This window comes from Sphingopyxis sp. (assembly GCF_036261875.1).
GTDB lineage: Bacteria > Pseudomonadota > Alphaproteobacteria > Sphingomonadales > Sphingomonadaceae > Sphingopyxis.
Genome location: NZ_DATAJZ010000013.1, coordinates 1 through 20700, shown reverse-complemented (window position 1 = coordinate 20700; position 20700 = coordinate 1). Strand labels below are relative to the sequence as shown.

At 66.8% G+C, this 20700-nt stretch carries 18 protein-coding genes; 11 read left to right on the top strand and 7 right to left on the bottom strand.

What is annotated here, in order from left to right; translation table 11 throughout:
- Positions 1–98: 98 nt before the first annotated feature.
- On the bottom strand, positions 99–1283 hold the full coding sequence (locus tag VHO04_RS07050; RefSeq protein WP_329627656.1) for an aspartyl/asparaginyl beta-hydroxylase domain-containing protein: 1185 nt from the start codon (positions 1281–1283) through the stop codon (positions 99–101).
- Positions 1284–1345: 62 nt separating this feature from the next.
- On the opposite strand from VHO04_RS07050, the gene VHO04_RS07045 reads away from it, so the two are divergent.
- Positions 1346–2353 (top strand): hypothetical protein, encoded by a 1008-nt coding sequence (locus VHO04_RS07045; protein ID WP_329627655.1) that lies wholly within the window; start codon positions 1346–1348, stop codon positions 2351–2353.
- Positions 2354–2980: 627 nt separating this feature from the next.
- Here the strand turns inward: VHO04_RS07045 and VHO04_RS07040 are convergent.
- The 4 genes from VHO04_RS07040 to xseA all read right to left on the bottom strand — a co-directional run bounded on the left by VHO04_RS07040 (position 2981) and on the right by xseA (position 9239).
- Positions 2981–6052 carry a TonB-dependent receptor domain-containing protein gene (locus VHO04_RS07040; RefSeq protein ID WP_329627654.1) on the bottom strand — a complete coding sequence of 1024 codons (3072 nt, stop codon included), beginning with the start codon at positions 6050–6052 and terminating at the stop codon, positions 2981–2983.
- Between the two features lie 271 nt (positions 6053–6323).
- Complete coding sequence (locus VHO04_RS07035; protein ID WP_329627653.1) at positions 6324–7259, bottom strand: M23 family metallopeptidase; 936 nt, start codon at positions 7257–7259, stop codon at positions 6324–6326.
- Positions 7256–7462 (bottom strand): DUF2093 domain-containing protein, encoded by a 207-nt coding sequence (locus VHO04_RS07030; RefSeq protein WP_105998869.1) that lies wholly within the window; start codon positions 7460–7462, stop codon positions 7256–7258. The genes VHO04_RS07035 and VHO04_RS07030 overlap by 4 nt, the downstream gene beginning before the upstream one ends.
- A gap of 373 nt (positions 7463–7835) precedes the next feature.
- Positions 7836–9239: an exodeoxyribonuclease VII large subunit gene (xseA, locus tag VHO04_RS07025; RefSeq protein WP_329627652.1), complete on the bottom strand. Its 1404-nt coding sequence runs from the start codon at positions 9237–9239 to the stop codon at positions 7836–7838.
- Here xseA and purD point away from each other — a divergent pair.
- Both purD and VHO04_RS07015 read left to right on the top strand, forming a co-directional pair.
- Positions 9238–10515, top strand: coding sequence for a phosphoribosylamine--glycine ligase (gene purD / locus VHO04_RS07020; protein ID WP_329627651.1), 1278 nt, complete (start codon positions 9238–9240; stop codon positions 10513–10515). The genes xseA and purD overlap by 2 nt on opposite strands.
- A 63-nt stretch (positions 10516–10578) precedes the next feature.
- On the top strand, positions 10579–11199 hold the full coding sequence (locus VHO04_RS07015; protein ID WP_329627650.1) for a hypothetical protein: 621 nt from the start codon (positions 10579–10581) through the stop codon (positions 11197–11199).
- Between the two features lie 150 nt (positions 11200–11349).
- Here VHO04_RS07015 and VHO04_RS07010 read toward each other — a convergent pair whose 3' ends face one another.
- A complete protein-coding gene (locus VHO04_RS07010) occupies positions 11350–11916 on the bottom strand; it encodes an HNH endonuclease (RefSeq protein ID WP_257545671.1) in 567 nt (188 codons plus the stop codon).
- Between the two features lie 170 nt (positions 11917–12086).
- Here VHO04_RS07010 and gluQRS point away from each other — a divergent pair, with 170 nt between their 5' ends.
- The 8 genes from gluQRS (at position 12087) to VHO04_RS06970 (ending at position 19100) form a co-directional block, all read left to right on the top strand.
- Positions 12087–12950: a tRNA glutamyl-Q(34) synthetase GluQRS gene (gene gluQRS / locus VHO04_RS07005; protein ID WP_329627649.1), complete on the top strand. Its 864-nt coding sequence runs from the start codon at positions 12087–12089 to the stop codon at positions 12948–12950.
- A gap of 10 nt (positions 12951–12960) precedes the next feature.
- Complete coding sequence (locus tag VHO04_RS07000; protein ID WP_297664209.1) at positions 12961–13185, top strand: HIG1 domain-containing protein; 225 nt, start codon at positions 12961–12963, stop codon at positions 13183–13185.
- 136 nt (positions 13186–13321) lie between these two features.
- Positions 13322–13903 (top strand): cob(I)yrinic acid a,c-diamide adenosyltransferase, encoded by a 582-nt coding sequence (locus tag VHO04_RS06995; RefSeq protein WP_329627648.1) that lies wholly within the window; start codon positions 13322–13324, stop codon positions 13901–13903.
- A 228-nt stretch (positions 13904–14131) separates the two neighbouring features.
- Positions 14132–15436 carry an ergothioneine biosynthesis protein EgtB gene (gene egtB, locus VHO04_RS06990; RefSeq protein ID WP_329627647.1) on the top strand — a complete coding sequence of 435 codons (1305 nt, stop codon included), beginning with the start codon at positions 14132–14134 and terminating at the stop codon, positions 15434–15436.
- Between the two features lie 2 nt (positions 15437–15438).
- Positions 15439–16425 (top strand): L-histidine N(alpha)-methyltransferase, encoded by a 987-nt coding sequence (egtD, locus tag VHO04_RS06985; RefSeq protein ID WP_329627646.1) that lies wholly within the window; start codon positions 15439–15441, stop codon positions 16423–16425.
- Positions 16426–16494: 69 nt separating this feature from the next.
- The gene (locus VHO04_RS06980; RefSeq protein ID WP_329627645.1) at positions 16495–17361 is read left to right on the top strand and encodes a 3-hydroxyacyl-CoA dehydrogenase NAD-binding domain-containing protein; all 867 of its coding nucleotides are present in this window, start codon (positions 16495–16497) and stop codon (positions 17359–17361) included.
- A gap of 93 nt (positions 17362–17454) precedes the next feature.
- Positions 17455–17943 carry a hypothetical protein gene (locus VHO04_RS06975; protein WP_329627644.1) on the top strand — a complete coding sequence of 163 codons (489 nt, stop codon included), beginning with the start codon at positions 17455–17457 and terminating at the stop codon, positions 17941–17943.
- Between the two features lie 14 nt (positions 17944–17957).
- Complete coding sequence (locus tag VHO04_RS06970) at positions 17958–19100, top strand: epoxide hydrolase family protein (RefSeq protein ID WP_329627643.1); 1143 nt, start codon at positions 17958–17960, stop codon at positions 19098–19100.
- On the opposite strand, the gene VHO04_RS06965 is transcribed toward VHO04_RS06970, so the two are convergent.
- Positions 19095–20414 (bottom strand): NupC/NupG family nucleoside CNT transporter, encoded by a 1320-nt coding sequence (locus tag VHO04_RS06965; RefSeq protein ID WP_329627642.1) that lies wholly within the window; start codon positions 20412–20414, stop codon positions 19095–19097. The two genes, VHO04_RS06970 and VHO04_RS06965, sit on opposite strands and share 6 nt — an antisense overlap.
- Positions 20415–20700: the final 286 nt, after the last annotated feature.

Below are 20700 nucleotides of genomic sequence, written 5' to 3'. Positions count from 1 at the left end.
CATAAACCCGCAGCCTCTGGGTGATATCATATGGGCGGCGGGGGCTTTCGCAAAGCTGAATTTCGCCCGGTGACAGGCGCGAACCGAACGGGCCCCGCTCAACGCGGAATCGCGAACCCCGACGCGTCGGCCGCCGCGAAATAGCGGCGCAAAAGCTCGCGCTCGCCGTTCGAAAGATGCGGGTTCCAGACGTCGAAGATCAGCACGGCGCGAAGCGCGTCGCTGTCGTTCCACGCTTCATGCTCGATCGTGTCGTCGAACACGAAGGCGCGCCCTTCCTCCCAGACCCTCGTTTCGCCGCCGACCCGAAAGCCGCAGCCCGGCGGAACGATCAACGGCAGGTGGACGATGGCGCGGGTGTTGGTGACCCCGGTATGCGGAGGGATGCGCGTATGCGGACGAAGCATCGAGAAAAAGGCGCTCGGCGTTCGGCCGGGAATAGGCTCGCCCGGAATCGCGGCAAGCGCGGCCGCCGTCACCGGGCAGCGGTCGAGGACCGGCTGGTTGGGTTCGCCATATTCCCACAGGAAGCAAGCCCCCCAATCGAGCTTATTGTCGAGCGACGACCAGAGGGAATCGGGCGTTCCGGCATCCATGCGGACATAGGGGCGGAGCGCTTCGCCCGGATCGTCGAGCAAGGCGGTCAGCTCGGCCCGGATCGCATCGCTCTGCGCCTCGATCGCCGTCAGCCAGGGGAAATGGCCCCGGTCGAAAAACTCGTCGGCGGGCAGAAACGGATATTGCACGCCCGCGCACTGATTCTGATAAATGCGGCGGCGGCCGAGCGCAGCGGCAACGAAAGCATCGCCGCGCCGGATCTCGGTCTCCGACAGACCATCGCGCATCGGCGCGATGGCGGCGGTCGCGGCATCGAACATCGCCCCCGTCGCGCCCGCGATGAACGCCGACCCGTGCGCGAGCAAGGGCGCAAGCGGCTCGGGCACGGGCTGGAGCTGGGCGCCCAGGCTGACCGCCGCGCTCCATGCCGCGAGCGCAGCCCCCTTTTCATCGCGCGCTTCATGCCGTTCGGCCTTGCGAAGCCAGGCCATCAGGTCGCGCTGGTCGATCGCGAGGGCCGCATCGAGTGCGGCAAGCTCGCGCGCATCGTCGCCCAGCGCCCGCCAGGCCGATGCGAGATTGCGCTGCAGCGCGCCCGAATGGGGATCGTCCGCGACGGCCGCTGCGAAATGCCGCGACGCAGCCGCCGCATCCCCAGCCTGCAGGGCGGCAATACCGAGGCGATTGGCGGCGGCGGCGGCGGGCGGCGGCGACGGGCTGGTCATGGCCGATGCTTGCCATCGGCAGGGACAATCGGCAAGGTCGATCAATGCAAGCCGCGCCTTCCGTGACCGCCATCGTCGCAGACGCCGAATGGCTCGCGCATCGCTATGATCCCGGCCACGATGCCTTCCATTTCCGCCGGGTCGCACGCGCGGCGCGCGGCGCGGTTCCCTTCCTGACCGATCAGCACCTCGGCACCGAGGCTGCGCCTGTCATTTTGCGCCGAACCGATTGCCGGGACGCGATCGGCACGGCCCAGGCGCCGATCCATTTTCTCTTTCATTCGGCCTATTGCGCCTCGACGATGCTCGCGCAGGCGTTCGACCAGCCGGGGGTCGCGACCAGCCTGTCCGAACCGGTGCTGCTGAACGACATGGTCGGCTGGCGCCGCCGCGGCGCCGACCCGCGCGAACATGGCCGCGTCATGGACGAGGCGCTGGCGATGCTGGGGCGCAGCTTCCTTTCCGGCGAAGCGGTGATCGTCAAGCCGTCGAACGTCTTCAATCCGCTCGCGCGCGGGGCGTTGATGCTGCGTCCGCACGCTCGCGCGATCCTGCTTCATGCGCCGCTTCGCGACTTCCTGCTGTCGGTCGCGCGCAAGGGCATGTGGTGCCGCCTGTGGTGCCGCGAACTGCTGGAAAATTATCTGGCCGACGGCTTCGTGAAGCTCGGCTTCGAGCCGCGCGATTATTTCCGCCAGTCGGATTTGCAGGTGGCCGCGGTCGGATGGCTGGCGCAGCAGCAGGATTTCGCGGCGCTGGCCCAGGCGATGCCCAGCCGGATCGCGACGCTCGCCAGCGACCGGCTTACCGATGCCCCCGCAGCGGCAATCGCCGCCGCCATGGACCATTTCGGCCTTGCCGGCGACCGCACCGCGCTTGCCGGCCATCCCGCGATCGGCCGCAACAGCAAATCGGGCGCGGCCTTCGCGCCCGGCGAACGGCAACGCGATCTGGCCGCCGCCGAGACGGCCTATGGTGAGGAGATCGATCAGGTCGTCACCTGGGCCGCCGCCGTCGCCGAGCAGGCGAATATTCCGCTGACGCTGCCGGGGGCACTGCACACGGCCTGAACGCCCGCGGCTTGGCGTTCCCGTTCCCACCCCTTCGGTCGCTTGCGGACCGGTCGGGACCGTCAGGCTGAATGCCCGAAAAGAAGAGAGGTTCGCACGGAAGACGCGGAGACGTGAGTTCCATATCGCGAATGTCGGTCAGATTTGTTTCGCACAAAGACACAAAGCCACGAAGAAGCCAGTTCGCGGTCGCAAGACCGTCTTTTGATCCATCATTGCGATTTCGCGCTGCGCAAAAGAAAGAAGCCGCTTCGCGGCAATCGCGACATCTTCGTGGCTTTGTGTCTTTGTGCGAAACAAAAAATCCGAACCTGTCGGGCCCGCGCGAAACTCGCTGTGCGAAACGTCCGCCTCTGCGATCTCCGCGCCTCTGCGCGAATTTCTCAACATACCAGATTTCGACCGGAGGCGGACCTATCCTGCATCGTCATCCCGGACTTGATCCGGGATCCATTCTCTCAGCGCCGGATCAAGTCTGGAATGACGAAAGTTTATAGGCGGCAGATGAGCGACAGTTTTTATCCCCCCTTCCCAGCCCAAAGCAGTCGTTAGGTCGGCCTCGTCATCCCCATAGAAAAAGGGGCGGACATTGCTGCCCGCCCCCAATTCCTGCCGAAGCGTGAAGGATTAGAACTTCAGCTTCGCCGAGATCGCATAACGGCGGCCCAGCGCGTCGTAGGTCGACGGGAAGGTGTTGCCGCTGTTGTAGGTGGTCGAACCGATCGTGTTGCCGACGATCGGCGGCTTCTGGTTGAGCATGTTCTGGACCGTCGCGGTGAAGGTCAGATTCTCGCTCACGTTGAAGCGCGCGGTCAGGTCGAAATAGTTCTTCGCCTTGATGTGGCGGAACTGCGGATCGACGACGCAACCGCCCGGATCGGTGCCCGTCGGATCGGGGCAATCGGCGGGGGCACCCAGAGCCGCGTCGATATCGGCCTGCAACTGCGCAGGTTCGAACGACACGCCGTCCTGCCAACGCCACAGCAGCGACAGATCGACCTTGTCGAAGCCGAGCGTGAAGCGGTTCGAGAACTGGAACTCGGGCTGGATCGAACCCGTGAACGAGCAGTTCACGCTGTAGTAGCCGACGCATTCGCGGTTCAGCGAGTCGGGATCGGCCACGTTCGCGTTGAACTTCGAATGACGCGTCCAGTTGCCGACGAACGACCAGCTCAGATTGGCGAAGCCGAGGTCGGTGTTCCAGTTCATCAGCAGGTCGAAGCCGTCGGTGTACAACCGGCCCAGGTTGTTCGTCAGACCGAACAGACCAGGCGTGGTCGATGCATCGCCGTCGAGACCGCCGGTGATCGGGTTACGACGGATCGACGTACAAGCCGGATCGGTCGCACTCGCCGCCGACAGGCCGTTGAAGCAGGCACCGATGATGTCGCCCGGCAGCGGCGTGCCAAGCACGTCGTTGACCTTGATGTTGTAATAGTCGAGCGACAGGTTGAAGCGCGGCAGGAAGTCGGGCTGGAAGACCACACCGAGCGTCCAGGTATCGGCCTTTTCGGGCTGCAGGTTCAGGTTGCCGCCCGCGGTGATGTTGGCCTGCGCCGCGCTCGGGTTGGTGATGGTCCCGATCGTGCCGGCCGGAGCGCCCTGCGCGATACAAACCGCACGCAGGTCAGCATTGGTCGTCGGCGCCGCGCCCGCGCAGGGGTCGATGCCGAGATTGGTCAGGCCAACCGTCGCCGGCGTGAACAGCTCGCCGATGTTCGGCGCGCGAACCGCACGGCTGTAGTTACCGCGGAACTTGACGCCCGCGCCCGGAGCCCAGCTACCGCCAGCCTTCCAGGTCGTGGTGTTGTAACCACCGGCGCCCTGGATGCTGTAATCCGAATAGCGGATGCCGGCCTCGACGGTCAGGCTCTCGAAGAAGGGCTTGTCCTCGATCAGCGGCGCAACGACTTCGGCATAGGCTTCGTAGACGTCATAGCCGCCGTCGATGTCCGGAGCCGCGCCACCGGCGCCGCCGAGTTCACCTGCCGTCTTCGCCAGCAGATCGGACGACTGCTGCGCCTTATACTTGCGATATTCGCCACCGATGGCGAAACCGATCGGCTGCGTCGCGCCCGGCGAGGAAAAGCCGAGGTCGCCCGAGATGATGGCCCGAGCCTGCGCCAGCGAGGTGCGGTTGGTCGAGGTGCTGTTTGCCTGGAGATATTTCGCCATCGCCGGCGTGATCGAGCCTTCGGGGCCGAAGAGATCGACGGGCACACAGTCCGAATTGCCGCTCTGGCAGGTCACGCCGTCATCCGACAGCGACGCCTCGCGGAACCGCGACTGCAGCGTGTAGCCCTTGATCGTCTGGATATTTTCGGATTCGCCATAGGCGCCCTCGACGCTCCAGTCGATCGAGTCGGTGATGCCGCCGCGCAGGCCCAGACGATAATCGAAGAAGGTCGTCTGATAGTCGCTGATGCGCGGCCCCACTTCCGGCGTACGACGATTCAGCGCGACGGTAACTTCACGATAGTCCGTGTTCGTCGTCCCGTCGGCATTGGTCCGCCCAGGAGCGGCAGCGGCCGCGGCGCATTCCGCCGGAGTGTAGAGCGGAGTGTAGATCCCGTCGGCCTGCGTCGTGTTGAAGCCGCAGAACTGGTTCCGCAGATTTTCCGGCAGGAACGGGTTGTTCAGGTTGATCGTCACGCTGTTGCCGAACGAACCCGACGGAGCGATGATCGTCGACACGGTGTTCTTCGAGAACATGCCGCGCGTGTAGATCTCCACCGCGTCCGAAATCTCGTAATTGGCCTGGCCGTAAATGTTGAAGCGCTCGAATGGCGTCTGATAGATGTTGAACGGGTTGAAATTGTAGGTCGCGAAGGTCGGGACCGCCGTGCCGGTGGCCGGGTCGATCTGGAACGTACCGTTGTTGCTGACGTCGGGGTCCGTGATCGGCATGCCGTTGGCGTCGAGCGGACGCGTGCCCGAGAAGCGCGACGGAACGCCCGTGCCCGAACCCTGATAGGTGTTCGAATAGCTGTCGAGCGTGTCGAGCGAGTAGGAACGCTGGCCCTGGTAGACCGGATCGGCCTGCTGATAGCCGATGCTCAGCACGGCATTGCCGCGGCCATCGTCGAAGTTGGCGCCGATGGTGGCATCGACGCGGAAGACGTTGCCGTCACCATGCTCGGTGAGCTGCTCCGAAGCCTGAACCTCGAGGCCAGCGAAGTCGCGCTTGGTGATGAAGTTGACGACACCGGTGATCGCGTCGGCGCCATAGGTGGTCACCGCCGCGCCGGTCAGCGCGTCGACGCGCTCGATCAGCGCGAGCGGGATGTTGTTGAGGTCGACGCGGCCGTTGACGTCCGAAGGCGCGACACGGTTGCCGTTCAGCAGCACGATGTTGCGGGTCGAACCGAGACCGCGAAGGTCGACGTAGGAAGCGCCGCCGTTGCCGTTGTTGACCGCCGAACCGATGTTCGCGACCACGCCGGGCATTTCGCGCAGCACTTCTTCAGCGACGTTCGACTGCTTGAGCTCGATCACGTCCGAGGTCGTGACGTTGACCGGCGTGGACTGTTCGAGGTTGGGGTTGCGGATCAGCGAGCCGGTGACGACGATCTCCGACGTGTTGGCGGTCGCGCCTTCATCGGCCGCATCCTGCGCATAGGCAGGGGCAGAAATCAGGGCGACGCCCAGCACCAGCGGTGCGGCGCCCAATTTCAGCTTCGAATATTGGGTTTTCTTCACAGTGCAGTCCCTTGCTACTGATGGATTAATATACCCGGGCCCCCACGCACGCGCCTTCCCCGGCACACGCACGAAACACCCCGATAGCGTGCGGGATGGTCTTTCATTCATGTAGAGTAAAGGAAATTTGCCCCGCTCGCGGGCGTTTCAGGCCGGATTGTGACGTATTTGCAACAGACCGGAATCGCGACGACACAGAAGGTGTCCGGGCCGGACCGATCCTGAAATATAATATCCGATGAAATTATCCGGCGAGACGGGCGGCGCGGCGTCAGCCGCCCATCGGTCCCGCCAGCTTGCCGGGGTCGAGCCGCGCGTCGCGCCACTTGAGTCCCCAATGAAGATGCGGTCCCGTCGCTCGCCCCGTCCGTCCGACGAGTCCGAGTTGCTGGCCCTGCGTCACCCGGTCGCCGACCTTCACGTCGAGCCGCTGGCAATGGAGGAAAGCGCTCGACAGCCCCATGCCGTGGTCGACGATCAGCAGATTGCCCTCGAGCGTGAAGGGCGCCGCCGCCGCGAGCGTCACCACCCCGTCGGCGGGCGCGAAGAAAGGCGTTCCCGCGGGCACCGCGACATCGGTGCCGCTATGATAGCTGCCGGGCTTGCCCTGATAGACGCGCTGCGAGCCGAAGAAGCCCGAGAAGCGCCCGGTCACCGGCCAGCGGAATCTCTGCCGCCAGCCGTCCGATTCGACCGGCGTCGCGCGCGCCGCGGCAATCTGGGCGAGCTCGGCTGGCCGCCGCCGCGCGAACTCGGCGTCGCTCGACGCGCCGCCTCTATAAGGTGCATTGATATGCTCGATCCGCCAGCTTCCGGCGGCGACCGTCAGCACCCGCTCGACCCGCTGCCCCGACGCGAGCGTCGCGACGAGCAGCGCCGAAGGGCCGGCGTCGCGGTCGAAGGCGATCAGGAAGCTCTCGTCGCCCGCCAGCGGCACCGGCTGGCCGTCGAGCGTCAGCGTCCGCGTCCCGCCCGGCGCCTGTCCCAGCATCACCGCACCCTGCTCGGGGACCCCATGCAGCAGGAAATCGGCGCGCACCGGCGGCGCGGCCGGCGGCGGCAACGGCGGCCCGGGGTCGGTGAAGGGCGAAGGCACGGGTGACGGCGCGGGCTTCGCCGGCGCGTCCGAAGCCGGCACGCATCCGGCCGCAACCGTCAGCAGCGCCAGCGCGGCGAGCAGGTGCGGCGCCCGCATCGAATGCGTCATGCCTTGCTGTCGAGCGCGGCCTGCACCGAAAGCGCGGCGGTCGCATAGGGCTCCTGCCGCGCGACCGACCAATAGCGAAGCTCGTCGAGCCCGATCGGCACCCCGGTCACCGCGCACAGCACATGGTCGCCCGGCGACAGCACGCGAAAGCCGTTGGGGCCATAGTGGAGGCGGGCGAGGCGGTTGCGGCTGGCGATCAGCATGATGGTATCCAATGGGAGAAAGGTCGTTGCCGATGGCTATAACAGCTTCGCAGCGCGCCCGTCAAAGCCGTCTCCGCCGACCTCATTTCTGCATCCATAGCCCAGCGCCGGCGGGCGAAGATGGCGCCAGCTTATTTCGCACGAAGACGCAAAGACACGAAGATGTCGCATTTGCCGCGAAGCGGTTTCCTCTTTCACCGGAGCGGCCAGTCGCGTCGTCAATATAGTATAGGGCCTGTCGGCCCGAACCTTCCTCTTCGTGTCTTTGCGTCTTCGTGCGAAATAAAAAACGCCGCACCCGAAGGACAGGTCAGGCCATGGATGCTGAAACAAGCCTGTCCATGGGCTCGTAGCGGAAGCGCACGCGAATCCGTCAGAAAAGCTCGCCCTGTCCCTTGCCGGACGCCGGGGGCTTGCGCGTCGGCTTGGGCGCCGTGCCGTCGGTCACCGCGGTGGGCACATCACCGTCGGCGAATATCAGCCGCAGATGCCCCGCGGCGCGCGCCTTGGCCGCGCTCGTCACGATCGCCCCCCCGGCATCGCGCACCATCGCATAGCCGCGCGACAAGAGCGCACGCGGGTCGAGCGAGGCGAACAGCCGCTCCAGCCCCTCCAGCCGCGCGCGGTCGCGGTCGAGCCGCCGTTCGAGCAGCGACGGCCGCAGCGCCCCCGACCGCGACGCCAGCCGTTCGGCGATCACCGCGAGCCCGTGCCGCTGCGCGCGGTCGATCCGGCCCTGCGCGTCGTCGAGCCGCTGGCGCTGCGGTGCATAGAGCGCCTCGCGCTTCGGCAGGTGCCGCGCCAGCGCGACCAGCCGCTCGCGCGCCAGCGCCGTGTGACGGCCCGCCGCACCGATCATCCGCCCGCCGCGCGCCGCGAGTTCGGCGGCCAGTTCGGCGCGCACCGGCACCGCCAGCTCGGCGGCGGCGGTCGGGGTCGGCGCGCGCACGTCGGCGACATAGTCGGCGAGCGTGACGTCAGTCTCGTGCCCCACCGCGCTGATCGTCGGAATGCGGCAATCGGCGATCGCGCGCACCACCACTTCCTCGTTGAACGCCCACAGATCCTCGATCGACCCGCCGCCGCGCGCGACGATGACCAGATCAGGACGCGGCACCGGCCCGCCGGGCGCAAGCGCGTCGAAGCCGCGCACCGCCCTGGCGACCTGCGCCGCCGCGCCTTCGCCCTGCACCAGCACCGGCCAGACGATCACATGCGTCGGAAAGCGATCGGCGAGGCGGTGGAGAATGTCGCGGATCACCGCCCCGGTCGGCGAGGTGACGACGCCGATGATCCGCGGCAGGCGCGGCAACGGCTGCTTGCGCTCGCGGTCGAACAGGCCTTCGCCGCCGAGCCGCGCCTTCAATTTCTCGAAGAGCAGCATCAGCGCGCCCTCGCCCGCGACCTCCAGACTGTCGACGACGAGCTGATATTTGGAGCGCCCCGGATAGGTGGTGAGCTTCCCGGTCGCGATCACTTCGATCCCGTCCTCGGGCCGGAAGGCGAGGCGGCCCGCCTGCCCCTTCCACATCACCATGTCGATCAGGGCATTATCGTCCTTGAGTGCCGCATAGAAATGCCCCGACGCCGCGCGCTTCGCGCCCGACAGCTCGCCGCGCACGCGAACCCGCGAAAAGCCATCTTCGACCGTTCGCTTGATCGCCGCCGATAATTGGCTGACAGACAAGGCTGGCGCATTGTCGCCGGGTGCCGCCTCGGCTAACAGCCGCGCTTCACTCTCGTCGCCGGACGCCATATCGGGAAAAGGGACTGCCATGAATATCCTGCTCATCGGGTCGGGGGGCCGCGAACATGCGCTGAGCTGGCAACTGGCACAATCGCCAAGCTGCGCCAAGCTCTATGCCGCCCCGGGCAACCCGGGGATCGAACTCCACGCCGAGTGCGTGCCGATTCCCGCCGACGATCTGGACGGCCTGATCGGCTTCGTCCGCGCCCATGCGATCGATTTCGTCGTCGTCGGGCCCGAGGCGCCGCTCGTCGCCGGGCTCGCCGACCGCCTGCGCGAAATCGGCGTGCCGGTCTTCGGGCCGGGCGCCGCCGCCGCGCGGCTCGAAGGGTCGAAGGGCTTCACGAAAGATCTCTGCGCGCGCGCCGGCATCCCGACCGCCGCCTATGCCCGCGCGACCTCCGCCGAGGAGGCGCTCGCGCTGCTCGACGGCTTTTCGATCCCCGTCGTCATCAAGGCCGACGGCCTCGCCGCGGGCAAGGGCGTGATCATCGCCGAAACGCGCGAAGACGCCGAAGCGGCGGTCGAGGAGATGTTCGCGGGCGCCTTCGGCGGCGCGGGCGCCGAGGTGGTGATCGAGGAGTATATGACCGGCGAGGAAGCGAGCTTCTTCGCGCTCTCCGACGGCACGAACGTCCTCGCCTTCGGCAGCGCGCAGGACCACAAGCGCATCGGCGACGGCGACACCGGCCCCAACACCGGCGGCATGGGCGCCTACAGCCCGGCGCCGGTGCTGACCGCCGCGCTCGAGGCAGAGGTGATGGACCGCATCGTCCGCCCGACCGTGGCGGCGCTCGCCGCCGAGGGCACGCCCTATGTCGGCGTCCTCTTCGCCGGGCTGATGCTCACCGATCGGGGGCCGAAGCTGATCGAATATAATTGCCGCTTCGGCGACCCCGAATGCCAGGTGCTGATGATGCGCCTCAAGGGCGATTTCGCCGCGCTGCTCCACGCCGCCGCGACCGGCGCGCTCGCCGATGCAGAACCGCCGGTCTTTTCGCACGACTATGCGCTGACCGTCGTGATGGCGGCCAAGGGCTATCCCGGCACCCCCGAAAAGGGCGGCGCGATCCGCCGTATCGCCGACGCCGAGGCGGGCGGCGTGCGCGTCTTCCACGCCGGCACCGCGCGCGACGACCGCACGCTGGTCGCGGCGGGCGGCCGCGTCCTCAACGTCACCGCGACGGGCAAGAGCGTCGCCGAGGCGCAGGCGCGCGCCTATGCCGCGGTCGACAAGCTCGACTTCCCCAGCGGCTTCTGCCGCCGCGACATCGGCTGGCGAGAGGTCGCGCGCGAAGCGGAGTAGAACCGTTTGGGTAGACGCCGACAAAACCCACGAATAAGCTGATGCGAAATCAGGGAGAGCGTCATGGCATGGCTTCAGGAAAATTGGATTATCGCGGTCGTCGGCCTCGTCGTCGCGGTCGTGCTTCTGTGGTGGCTGTTCGGCCGCAACCGGCCCGAGGAGATCGCGCCCCCCGTCGCGCCGCCCGCCGAACCGAAGAAGCCGCTCGAAGCGGTAAAGCCCGAGATCGTCGCCGCCGAACCCGCGCGCTTCAAGCCGAAGGAACCGGCGCCTGCGCCAGCCACACGGCCGCCTGCACCGGCGCCCGCCGCCGAAGCCCCGCCCGCCGCACCGGCAGCGGAGAGTCCCGAAAAGCCCACCGTCCCTGCCGAACTCGCGCCGGAACCGGCCGCTGAAGCGCCACCTCCCGCGCTTGCACCAACTCCCGCGGCGAAGACCGACAATCTCCAGCTCCTGAAAGGCATCGGCCCCAAGCTCGCCGGTCTCCTGAACGGCCTCGGCGTCACCAGCTTCCAGCAGATCGCCGACTGGACCGAGGCCGACATCGCGGCGATCGATCCGCAGCTCGGCGCTTTCCAGGGCCGCATCGCGCGTGACAATATCGTCGATCAGGCCGCCTATCTCGCCCGCAGCGACAAGGCCGGCTTCGAAGCGAAATATGGCGCCCTTGGCGGAGAGCTTTAGAGTGTTTTCAAGTCAGGTGGAATCACCTGGCGACTCGGAAAACACGGTAAAACAAGAATCTAGCGTGCTGGTTTTGATTCAATCAAAACCAGCACTCTAGGCACCGATACGGCCGGCTCGATCGCCGCACCCGCGACGCCCGGGTTGGCGTCAGCCTTCCAGTTCGACATCCCAGTAAAGCCAGTCGATCCAGCTTTCGTGCAGATAGTTCGGCGGAAAGGCGCGGCCATTGTCCTGAAGCTGCCAACTCGTCGGCCGCCACGGCTGGCGATAGAGCGGCATATGCGCCTGTTGCGGCGTGCGCCCGCCCTTTTTGAGGTTGCACGGCGCGCAGGCGGTCGCGACATTCTCCCACGTCGTCCGCCCGCCGAGCCGGCGCGGCACGACATGGTCAAAGGTCAGGTCCTTGCCCGACCCGCAATATTGGCACGCGAAACGGTCGCGCAGGAACAGGTTGAAGCGGGTGAAGGCCGGGTGCTGCGACGGCTTCACATATTGGCGGAGCGCGATCACGCTGGGGATCGGCATCGTCCGCGTCGGCGAATGGATTTCGCGCTCGTAATTCTCGACGATGGTGACGCGGTCGAGGAAAACCGCCTTGACCGCAGTCTGCCACGGCCACAGGCTCAAGGGATAGTAGCTGAGCGGCGTATAATCGGCGTTGAGCACCAGCGCGGGACATGAATCGGGATGCCGGGCGAGATCGGGATGGAACATGGCTTTACGACGCTGCCCCCTTTGCTGCGCGGGATGGCGCGCCACTGCCGTTCCCAAGTGACAGCGTCATTACATCACGCATATGATTCTGACGTCAAGGGGGCATCTGCCGCAAGATATGGAATGAGTAGCGCGAGCACGGCACAGCATATGGATTCGCCTGTCCGCCCATGCTGACCCGTTTCGCGCCCAGTCCGACGGGGGAACTGCACCTCGGCCACGCCTATAGCGCGGCGCTCGCCCACGCTGCGGCGCGCGAGGCGGGCGGGCATTTCCATATCCGCATCGACGATATCGACGGCAGCCGCTCGCGCGAGGAACATGTCGTCGCCGCGCTCGCCGACCTCGCATGGCTGGGGCTCGACTGGGACGGCGATCCGGTGCGCCAGTCGCGCCATCTCGGCGACTATGCCGCGGCGCTCGATCATTTGCGCGCGCGCGGCCTCGTCTATCCCTGTTTCTGCACCCGCGCCGACATCGCCCAAAGCCTCGCCGCGCCGCATGGGCCGCCCAATGCTTCGGGCGGCGCCGTTTATCCCGGCACCTGCCGCCACTTGCCGGCGGCCGAGCGCGAGCGCCGCCTCACCGATGATCCGCATTGCTGGCGGCTCGACATGGCGCGCGCCGCCGCGCTCGCGGGCGACCTCGACTGGGAAGAGGCGGGACAGGGGATGCGCGCCGCCGATCCGGTCGCGCACGGCGATGTCGTCCTCGCGCGCAAGGACGCCCCCGCCAGCTATCATCTCGCGAGCACGATCGACGACGCCGCGATGGGGGTGACGCATGTGATCCGCGGCGCCGACCTGATCGCCTCGACCGACGTCCACCGTCTGCTCCAGGCGCTGCTGGGCCTCGCGACCCCCGTCTATCGCCATCACGCCCTCGTCTGCGGCCCCGACGGACGGCGGCTCGCGAAGCGCGACGCTGCCGCCTCGCTCGCCGCATTGCGCGAGGCCGGGGTCGATGGACCTGCACTCGCGGCCAATTTGGTTCGCGATCGGCTTCCCGCTGGATATTCGCTGCAAACTCCCTAAATAGGATCTCATGCAGATTTTGCTCGTCCTTGCGGTCGTCGTGGCGGCCGGCCTCGTCCTCTTCTCGCTTGCGCGCGGGCTCATCTATTTTGCCAAGGGGCATCAGGCCGCGCTCGACGGCACGATCCACGAAAATCAGGTGATGCAGAACCGGATGATGATGGCCCGCGTGAAGTGGCAGGCGATCACCATCATCCTGCTCATCATCATCGGCGTGACCGCTGCCGGCAGCTGATCGAGGCGCTTCCTTTTCCCGTTCGTGTCGAGCGAAGTCGAGACACCCATCGACCTTGCGCCGGCCCGAGGGGCATCTCGACTTCGCTCGATGCGAACGGAGTGGGATGATCGTCTAAACTTCCGGACTGTCCGACATGGTCAAACTCAACAAGATCTACACCCGCACCGGCGACGGCGGCACCACCGGCCTCGTCGACGGCTCGCGCATCGCCAAGTCGGCACCGCTGATGGCGGCGGTCGGCGACGTCGACGAAGCGAACAGCGCGATCGGCCTCGCCGCCGCAGCGCTCGCCCCGGCGAGCGACGAAGCGGCGATGCTATCGCGCATCCAGAACGAATTGTTCGACCTCGGCGCCGACCTTGCGACGCCGCCCGACGGCGAACGCGGCTTCGGCCCGCACGACATGGCGCTGCGCATCGTCCCCGGCCAGATCGCGCGGCTGGAGGAAGAGATCGACGGCATGAACGCGGCGCTCGAATCGCTTCGCAGCTTCATTCTCCCCGGCGGCACCGAAGCCGCCGCGCGGCTCCACCTCGCCCGCGCGGTGACCCGCCGCGCCGAACGCGCCGCGGTCGCCGCCGGCGCGGAGCGCGACCTCAACCCGCTGGCGCTCGCCTATCTCAACCGCCTGTCGGACCATCTCTTCGTGCTGACGCGGCACATCAACGCCGCCGCGGGCGGCGACATTCTCTGGAAACCTGGCGCGACGCGCTGACCGAAGCGTAAGGGCGTCCTTTACTTTCTTCGTCACCCCGGACTTGATCCGGGGTCCCGCTCGATGACGGTGACAAGCGGGACCCCGGATCAAGTCCGGGGTGACGGGGAGGTATGGCGCGTTTGAGCACTCCACTTCGTTCCCTAAATGTTCTAGACATTCCTCCGTGCCGTAACCATATTCGCCCCCGCAGCGAAACCGAATCACCTTCCGGGGGATTGTCTCATCATGGCCAGCCGCACCGACGCATCGACCCATATCGACCCGCTCGATGACCTGGCCCGGCGCTTCGCCGCGACCCGGCGGCTGTCGCTCGACCTCGTGGCGCCGCTCTCCGATGCCGATGCGAGCGCGCAGTCGATGCCCGACGCCTCGCCCGCGAAATGGCACCTCGCGCACACGAGCTGGTTCTTCGAGACGTTCGTACTGCGCGATCATCTGCCCGGCTATCGCGCGTTCGACGATCGCTACGCTTATCTCTTCAACAGCTATTATGAGGCCGAGGGGCCGCGCCATGCGCGCCCGCGCCGCGGCCTGCTGACGCGGCCGTCGCTGGACGAGGTCTGCATCTGGCGCGCGCATGTCGACGCCGCGGTGCAGAGCGCGCTTCCCGATCTGCCCCCGGCCGCGCTCGCGCTGGTCGAGCTCGGCATTCATCATGAGCAGCAACATCAGGAATTGCTGCTCACCGATATCAAGCATCTCTTCGCCCAGAATCCGCTCGGCCCGGCCATGTGGCCGCGCGAAACCGCAATCGCGAGTGAAGTTGCGCACTTTTCTGCGCCTCTCATGCCCGCAGCCAAAAGCGCGGGCGCGCTCCAGTGGGTCCGCGGCGCGGAAGGCGTGGTGACGGTCGGCCACGACGGCGACGGCTTCGCCTTCGACTGCGAACGCCCGCGCTTTTCGGCGCTGCTGACCCCACACGCGCTCGCCAGCCGCCCGGTGACGAACGGCGAATGGCAGGAATTCGTCGCCGACGGCGGCTATCATACCCCGTCGCTGTGGCTCAGCGACGGCTGGGCGTGGGTGCAGGCGGAGGATGTCGAAGCGCCCGCTTATTGGCGCGAGGGGCATTATTTCACCCTCTCCGGCTGGCAGGCGATCGACCCGGCGGCACCGGTGACCCATATCAGCCTCTACGAGGCCGACGCCTTCGCGGCCTGGGCCGGCGCGCGCCTGCCGACCGAACAGGAGTGGGAGGCGGCGGCGGCCGCCTGCGACCCGCGGCGCGGCCAGCAGTTCGACGCGGCCGGTCCGGTGCAGCCCGCGGCCGCGTCCGCCGACACAGGCTTGCAACAGATGTTCGGCAGCGTGTGGGAATGGACCGGCAGCGCCTATCGCCCCTATCCCGGCTTCCGCGCTGCCCCGGGCGCGGTCGGCGAATATAATGGCAAGTTCATGAGCGGGCAGTTCGTGCTGCGCGGCGGCAGTTGCGCGACGCCGCGCGGCCATATGCGCGCCAGCTACCGCAATTTCTTCTATCCTCACCAGCGCTGGCAATTCACCGGCGTTCGGCTCGCGAAAGACCTCTGATCATGGGTATCGTGCGTCAACTTCGGCAGATTTCCGCCGACGACAGCGGCGTCGACCCCGCTTTCCGCGCCGACGTCCATGCCGGGCTGTCGCAGCGGCAGAAGGCGATTCCCGCGCGCTGGTTCTACGATGCGACCGGTTCGGCGCTGTTCGAGGATATCACCGCGCTGCCCGAATATTATCCGACGCGCAGCGAGACCGATCTGCTGACGCGCCACGCCGCCGACATGGCGGCCGCGATCGGGCCGGGCCGCGCGGTCGTCGAACTCGGCTCGGGCAGCTCGACCAAGACGCCCTTGCTGCTTCAGGCGATCGGGCCCGCGGCCTATGTCCCCGTCGACATTTCGGGCGATTTCCTGCGCGACAGCGCGACAGCGCTCGCGGCGCGCTTTCCGGGGCTTCCGGTCTATCCGGTCGAGGCCGATTTCACCCACAAGGTCGATTTGCCGCGCGAGATCGCGGCGCTGCCCAAGCTCGGCTTTTTTCCCGGCTCGACGATCGGCAACATGGTCGCACGCACCGCGATCGACCTCTTGCGCGGCTGGCGCACCACGCTCGGCGACGGCTCGCTGCTCTTGATCGGAATCGACCGGATCAAGGATGTCGCGACGCTCGAACGGGCCTATGACGATCCTGCGGGAGTCACCGCTGCGTTCAACATCAACCTGCTCGAACGCATCAATCGCGAGCTGGACGGAACGATCCCGGTTGATAATTTCATGCATCGGGCGAGCTGGAACGATGTGCACGCGCGGATCGAAATGCATCTCGTCGCCGCGTGCGATATGGAGTTCATCGTCGACGGACGCACCTATGCGATGGCGAAGGGCGAAACGATCCACAGCGAGAACAGCCATAAATATGGGCCGCGCGACGCGAACCTGCTGCTCCGCGCGGGCGGCTGGACCCCGGTGCGGACCTGGGACGATATCGACCCCGCCTTCGCGCTGATCCTGGCCGAAGCGACCGAGTTCCGCTCCGCGCCCTGACGCGCGCCTCTTGACCGGGCGCGGCGAGGTCGTAGGGGAACGCCACGGTTTCCAGCGAAAGGGCAGAATATGATCGTCGGCGTCATCGGGGCAGGGCAAATGGGCGCAGGCATCGCGCAGGTGTCGGCAGGTGCCGGTCACGACGTGCTGCTCGCCGATATCGACATCGCCCGCGCCGAAGCGGGCAAGGCCGGCATCGCCAAGGCGCTCGGCCGGCTGGTGGCGAAGGAAAAGATGACCGAGGCCGACGCCGACGCGTTGCTCGGCCGCATCACGCCGGTCGCCGACCATGCCGCTTTCGCCCCCGCCGACCTCGTCGTCGAGGCCGCGACCGAGCGCGAGGAGATCAAGCGCGCGATCTTCGCCAGCGTCGGCCAGCATCTTTCGGACACCGCGATCCTCGCCAGCAACACCAGCTCGATCCCGATCACCCGCCTCGCACAGGCGGCGCCCGATCCGACGCGCTTCATCGGCGTTCATTTCTTCAACCCGGTGCCGGTGATGGGCCTGATCGAGCTGATCCGCGGCCTCGCCACCAGCGACGCAACGCTCGCGGCGGTCGAGGCCTATGGCCGCGGTCTCGGCAAGGAGATCGTCCATGCCAACGACGCGCCGGGCTTCATCGTCAACCGCGTGCTGATGCCGCTGATCAACGAAGCGATCTTCGCGCTCGGCGAGGGCGTCGCGACGATGCAGGACATCGACACCGGCTGCCGCCTCGGCCTCAACCATCCGATGGGGCCGATCACCCTCGCCGACTTCATCGGCCTCGACACCTGTCTCGAGATCATCCGCGTGCTGCAATCGGGGACCGGCGACCCGAAATTCCGCCCCGCCCCGCTGCTCGTCCAATATGTCGAGGCGGGCTGGGTCGGCAAGAAGGCGGGGCGCGGCTTCTACGACTGGACCGGCCCCGAACCGGTGCCGACGCGCTAAGGCGAAATCGCGGCGCCGCGCGATTTGGGCTGGACGCGTGCCGTCTCCTTGCACACCATGGCATAACGCGAGGGGCGCAACGGGAGATTCGCCATGTTTCGCAGTTTTACCGCCAGCCTGTCCCTTCTCGCTCTTGCGGCGCTTGCGCCGCTCCATGCCCAGGAAGGCGCGCCCAGGGATTCGACGGTGAAGGACACCGCGAACAGCGTCACCGAACCCTTCGACGGCAAGGAAGTGCCGCCCAAGCTGCAGGCGATCCAGGATGCGCCCTATTCGCTCGCCGGGCTTGGCAAATGCGCGGCCATCATCCGCGAGATCACCGAACTCGACGCCGTGCTCGGCCCCGACGTCAACGAGACGGTCGACAAGAGCCGGGCGCAGAAGCGCGAGGAAACCGCCGGCCGCGTCGCGGGCAGCGTCGCGGGGTCGGTCATTCCCTTGCGCGGGCTGATCGGCGAAGTCACCGGCGCCAATGCCGAACGCCGCCGCTATGCCGAGGCGGTCTATGCCGGAACGGTGCGGCGCGGCTTTTTGAAGGGCGTCGGGCTCGAACGCGGCTGCAAGGCCCCGGCGCGGCCCTGAGCGGGGAGAGATTCATGCAGGTCGCCGACATTCGTCCCTTCACCATCGACGTGCCGCAGGCGGCGCTCGACGACCTTGCGGCGCGGATCGCGAACACGCGCTGGCCGGAGAAGGAGACAGTCGGCGACTGGGATCAGGGCGTCCCACTCGCTTATGCGCAGGAACTCGCGGCTTACTGGCAACAGGGTTACGACTGGCGCAAGGTCGAGGCGCGCCTCAATGCGCTGCCCAATTATCTCGCGACGATCGACGGGCTCGACATCCATTTCCTGCACGTCCGCTCCGCCAATCCCGCGGCGCGGCCGCTCGTGCTGACCCACGGCTGGCCGGGGTCGGTGCTCGAATTCCTCGACGTGATCGAGCCGCTGTCGGCCGACTATCATCTCGTGATCCCGTCGCTGCCGGGCTACGGCTTTTCGGGCAAGCCGAGCGAGGCCAAATGGAACGTCGAGCATATCGCGGCGGCGTGGGACGCGCTGATGCGCGCGCTCGGCTATCCGCGCTATTTCGCGCAGGGCGGCGACTGGGGCAGCGCGGTGACCTGTGCGATCGGCATGAATCACGCCGACCATTGCGCGGGCATCCACGTCAATATGGTCGTCGGCGCGCCGCCACCCGATCTGATGGACGACCTGACCGACGCCGAAAAAGCCTGCCTCGTCCGCTTCCAATGGTATCAGGCGAAGGACAGCGGCTATTCGACGCAGCAGGCGACGAGGCCGCAGACCCTCGGTTACGGCCTTGCCGATTCGCCGGTCGGGCAGATGTGCTGGATCGTCGAGAAATTCCACGGCTGGACCGATTGCGGACACGAGCCCGGCGGGCAGTCGATCGGCGGGCACCCCGAAAAATCATTGTCGCGCGACGCGATGCTCGACGATGTCAGCCTATATTGGCTGACCAACAGCGCGGCGTCGTCGGCGCGGCTCTATTGGCACAGCTTCCGCAGCTTCGCGGCGGGCGAAATCCACGTCCCGACCGGATGCAGCCTGTTCCCGAACGAAATCATGCGCCTGTCGCGCCGCTGGGCCGACCGGCGCTACAAAAATATCGTCCATTGGAACGAACTGCCCCGCGGCGGTCATTTCGCCGCCTGGGAGCAGCCTGATCTGTTCGTGGAAGAGGTGCGGACGGCGCTGGCGAAAATGGCGCTATAGTGGCTTTGCAGGGGCGGCCGGGGCCGGAGCCGCGATAGCCGCCGCCGCGGTGGCTGGCGGCGGCGCGGCAGGCGGCGCGATGCCCAGCATCAGTCCCGCGAGTGCCGCCGACATCAGGTTCGACAGGCTGCCCGCGAGCAGCGCCTTCAGGCCCAGCTTCGCGATCATCGGCCGCTGGCCCGGCGCGAGGCCGCCCGTCACCGCCATCTGGATCGCGATCGAGCTGAAATTGGCGAAGCCGCAGAGGGCAAAGGTCGCGATCGCGATCGACGCGGGCGACAGGCCCGCCTGCATCTTGCCGAGGTCGATGAAGGCGACGAATTCGTTGAGCACGATCTTGGTGCCGAACAATCCGCCGACCGCGCCGCTTTCATCCCACGGCACCCCCATCAGCCACATCACGGGGCGAAAGATCGTGCCGATGATCGCCTGAAACGACAGGTCGGGGTATCCGAACCAGCCGCCGATCCCGGCGAGCAGCCCGTTGGCGAGCGCGACGAGCGCGACGAAGGCGAGCACCATCGCGCCGACCGCGACCGCCAGCCGGACGCCGGTCTGCGCTCCTTGTGCTGCCGCCATGATGATGTTCGCGGGCTTTTCCTCGTCGTGGCTCGCTTCGGGCATGATCACGGGTTCGATGCCCAGACCCTTGGGATCGTCGGGCATCATGATCTTTGCCATCAATATGCCGCCGGGCGCCGACATGAAGCTGGCGGCGAGCAGATAGGGCAGCAATTGCTCGCCGATCATGCTGGCATAGGCGCCGAGGATCGTCCCCGCGACCCCCGCCATGCCGACGGTCATCACGGTGAAGAGCTGCGACGGTGTCAGGCTGGCGAGATAAGGGCGGATGACGAGCGGGCTTTCGCTCTGCCCGACGAAGATGTTCGCCGCGGCGCCCAGGCTTTCGACCTTGGTGATGCCGGTGATCTTCTGGATCGCGCCGCCGACCCATTTGATCACGAGTTGCATGATGCCGAGATAATAGAGGATCGAGATCATCGAGGCGAAGAAGATGATCACGGGCAGCGCCGCGATCGCGAAGCTGTGCCCGCCCATCTCGGGCCCGGCGAGCGGGCCGAAGATGAAATCGGTCCCCGCCTTGGCATAGCCGAGCAGGTTGGAGACACCGCCCGACATCGCCTGGATGATGCTGCGCCCCCAGGGGGTGCCGAGCACGAGCAGCGCGAAACCGGCTTGCAGCAGGAAGGCGGGAATGACGACGCGGAGGCGGATCCAGCGGCGATTGGAGGAAAAGAGCAGGGCGATCGCAAGCAATGCGACGATGCCGAGCAGACCGATCAGGCGTTCCATGAAAAAATGCGTCCCCCGCAAGATTGTTGCGTCCTGTCTAGCGGGCTTTGGCGGCGGGGCAAGAGTGTGCGGCATGGCGCGGTGCCGGTTCGGGATGGCGCCAGGAAAGGCGAAGATTGGGAACGGCCGTTTTCGACCGCAAGCGGACAAGATATCCTCCCCGGCACGGGGAGGGGGACCATGCGAAGCATGGTGGAGGGGCACCCTCGGTTTACGCTTCGATCCAGAAAAGGCGCGCCATGACGCACCTGCCCCTCCACCACCTTCGGTGGTCCCCCTCCCCGTG

What these genes read in the sequence shown, in the direction of transcription:
- egtD (WP_329627646.1), top strand. Translation starts at nt 15,439, where the DNA reads ATGGGTATCGTGCGTCAACTTCGGCAGATTTCCGCCGACGACAGCGGC.
- VHO04_RS06995 (WP_329627648.1), top strand. Translation starts at nt 13,322, where the DNA reads ATGGTCAAACTCAACAAGATCTACACCCGCACCGGCGACGGCGGCACC.
- VHO04_RS07050 (WP_329627656.1), bottom strand. Translation starts at nt 1,283, where the DNA reads ATGACCAGCCCGTCGCCGCCGCCCGCCGCCGCCGCCGCCAATCGCCTC.
- VHO04_RS06970 (WP_329627643.1), top strand. Translation starts at nt 17,958, where the DNA reads ATGCAGGTCGCCGACATTCGTCCCTTCACCATCGACGTGCCGCAGGCG.
- VHO04_RS07000 (WP_297664209.1), top strand. Translation starts at nt 12,961, where the DNA reads ATGCAGATTTTGCTCGTCCTTGCGGTCGTCGTGGCGGCCGGCCTCGTC.
- purD (WP_329627651.1), top strand. Translation starts at nt 9,238, where the DNA reads ATGAATATCCTGCTCATCGGGTCGGGGGGCCGCGAACATGCGCTGAGC.
- VHO04_RS06980 (WP_329627645.1), top strand. Translation starts at nt 16,495, where the DNA reads ATGATCGTCGGCGTCATCGGGGCAGGGCAAATGGGCGCAGGCATCGCG.
- VHO04_RS07030 (WP_105998869.1), bottom strand. Translation starts at nt 7,462, where the DNA reads ATGCTGATCGCCAGCCGCAACCGCCTCGCCCGCCTCCACTATGGCCCC.
- egtB (WP_329627647.1), top strand. Translation starts at nt 14,132, where the DNA reads ATGGCCAGCCGCACCGACGCATCGACCCATATCGACCCGCTCGATGAC.
- xseA (WP_329627652.1), bottom strand. Translation starts at nt 9,239, where the DNA reads ATGGCAGTCCCTTTTCCCGATATGGCGTCCGGCGACGAGAGTGAAGCG.
- gluQRS (WP_329627649.1), top strand. Translation starts at nt 12,087, where the DNA reads ATGCTGACCCGTTTCGCGCCCAGTCCGACGGGGGAACTGCACCTCGGC.
- VHO04_RS07010 (WP_257545671.1), bottom strand. Translation starts at nt 11,916, where the DNA reads ATGTTCCATCCCGATCTCGCCCGGCATCCCGATTCATGTCCCGCGCTG.
- VHO04_RS06965 (WP_329627642.1), bottom strand. Translation starts at nt 20,414, where the DNA reads ATGGAACGCCTGATCGGTCTGCTCGGCATCGTCGCATTGCTTGCGATC.
- VHO04_RS06975 (WP_329627644.1), top strand. Translation starts at nt 17,455, where the DNA reads ATGTTTCGCAGTTTTACCGCCAGCCTGTCCCTTCTCGCTCTTGCGGCG.
- VHO04_RS07035 (WP_329627653.1), bottom strand. Translation starts at nt 7,259, where the DNA reads ATGACGCATTCGATGCGGGCGCCGCACCTGCTCGCCGCGCTGGCGCTG.
- VHO04_RS07015 (WP_329627650.1), top strand. Translation starts at nt 10,579, where the DNA reads ATGGCATGGCTTCAGGAAAATTGGATTATCGCGGTCGTCGGCCTCGTC.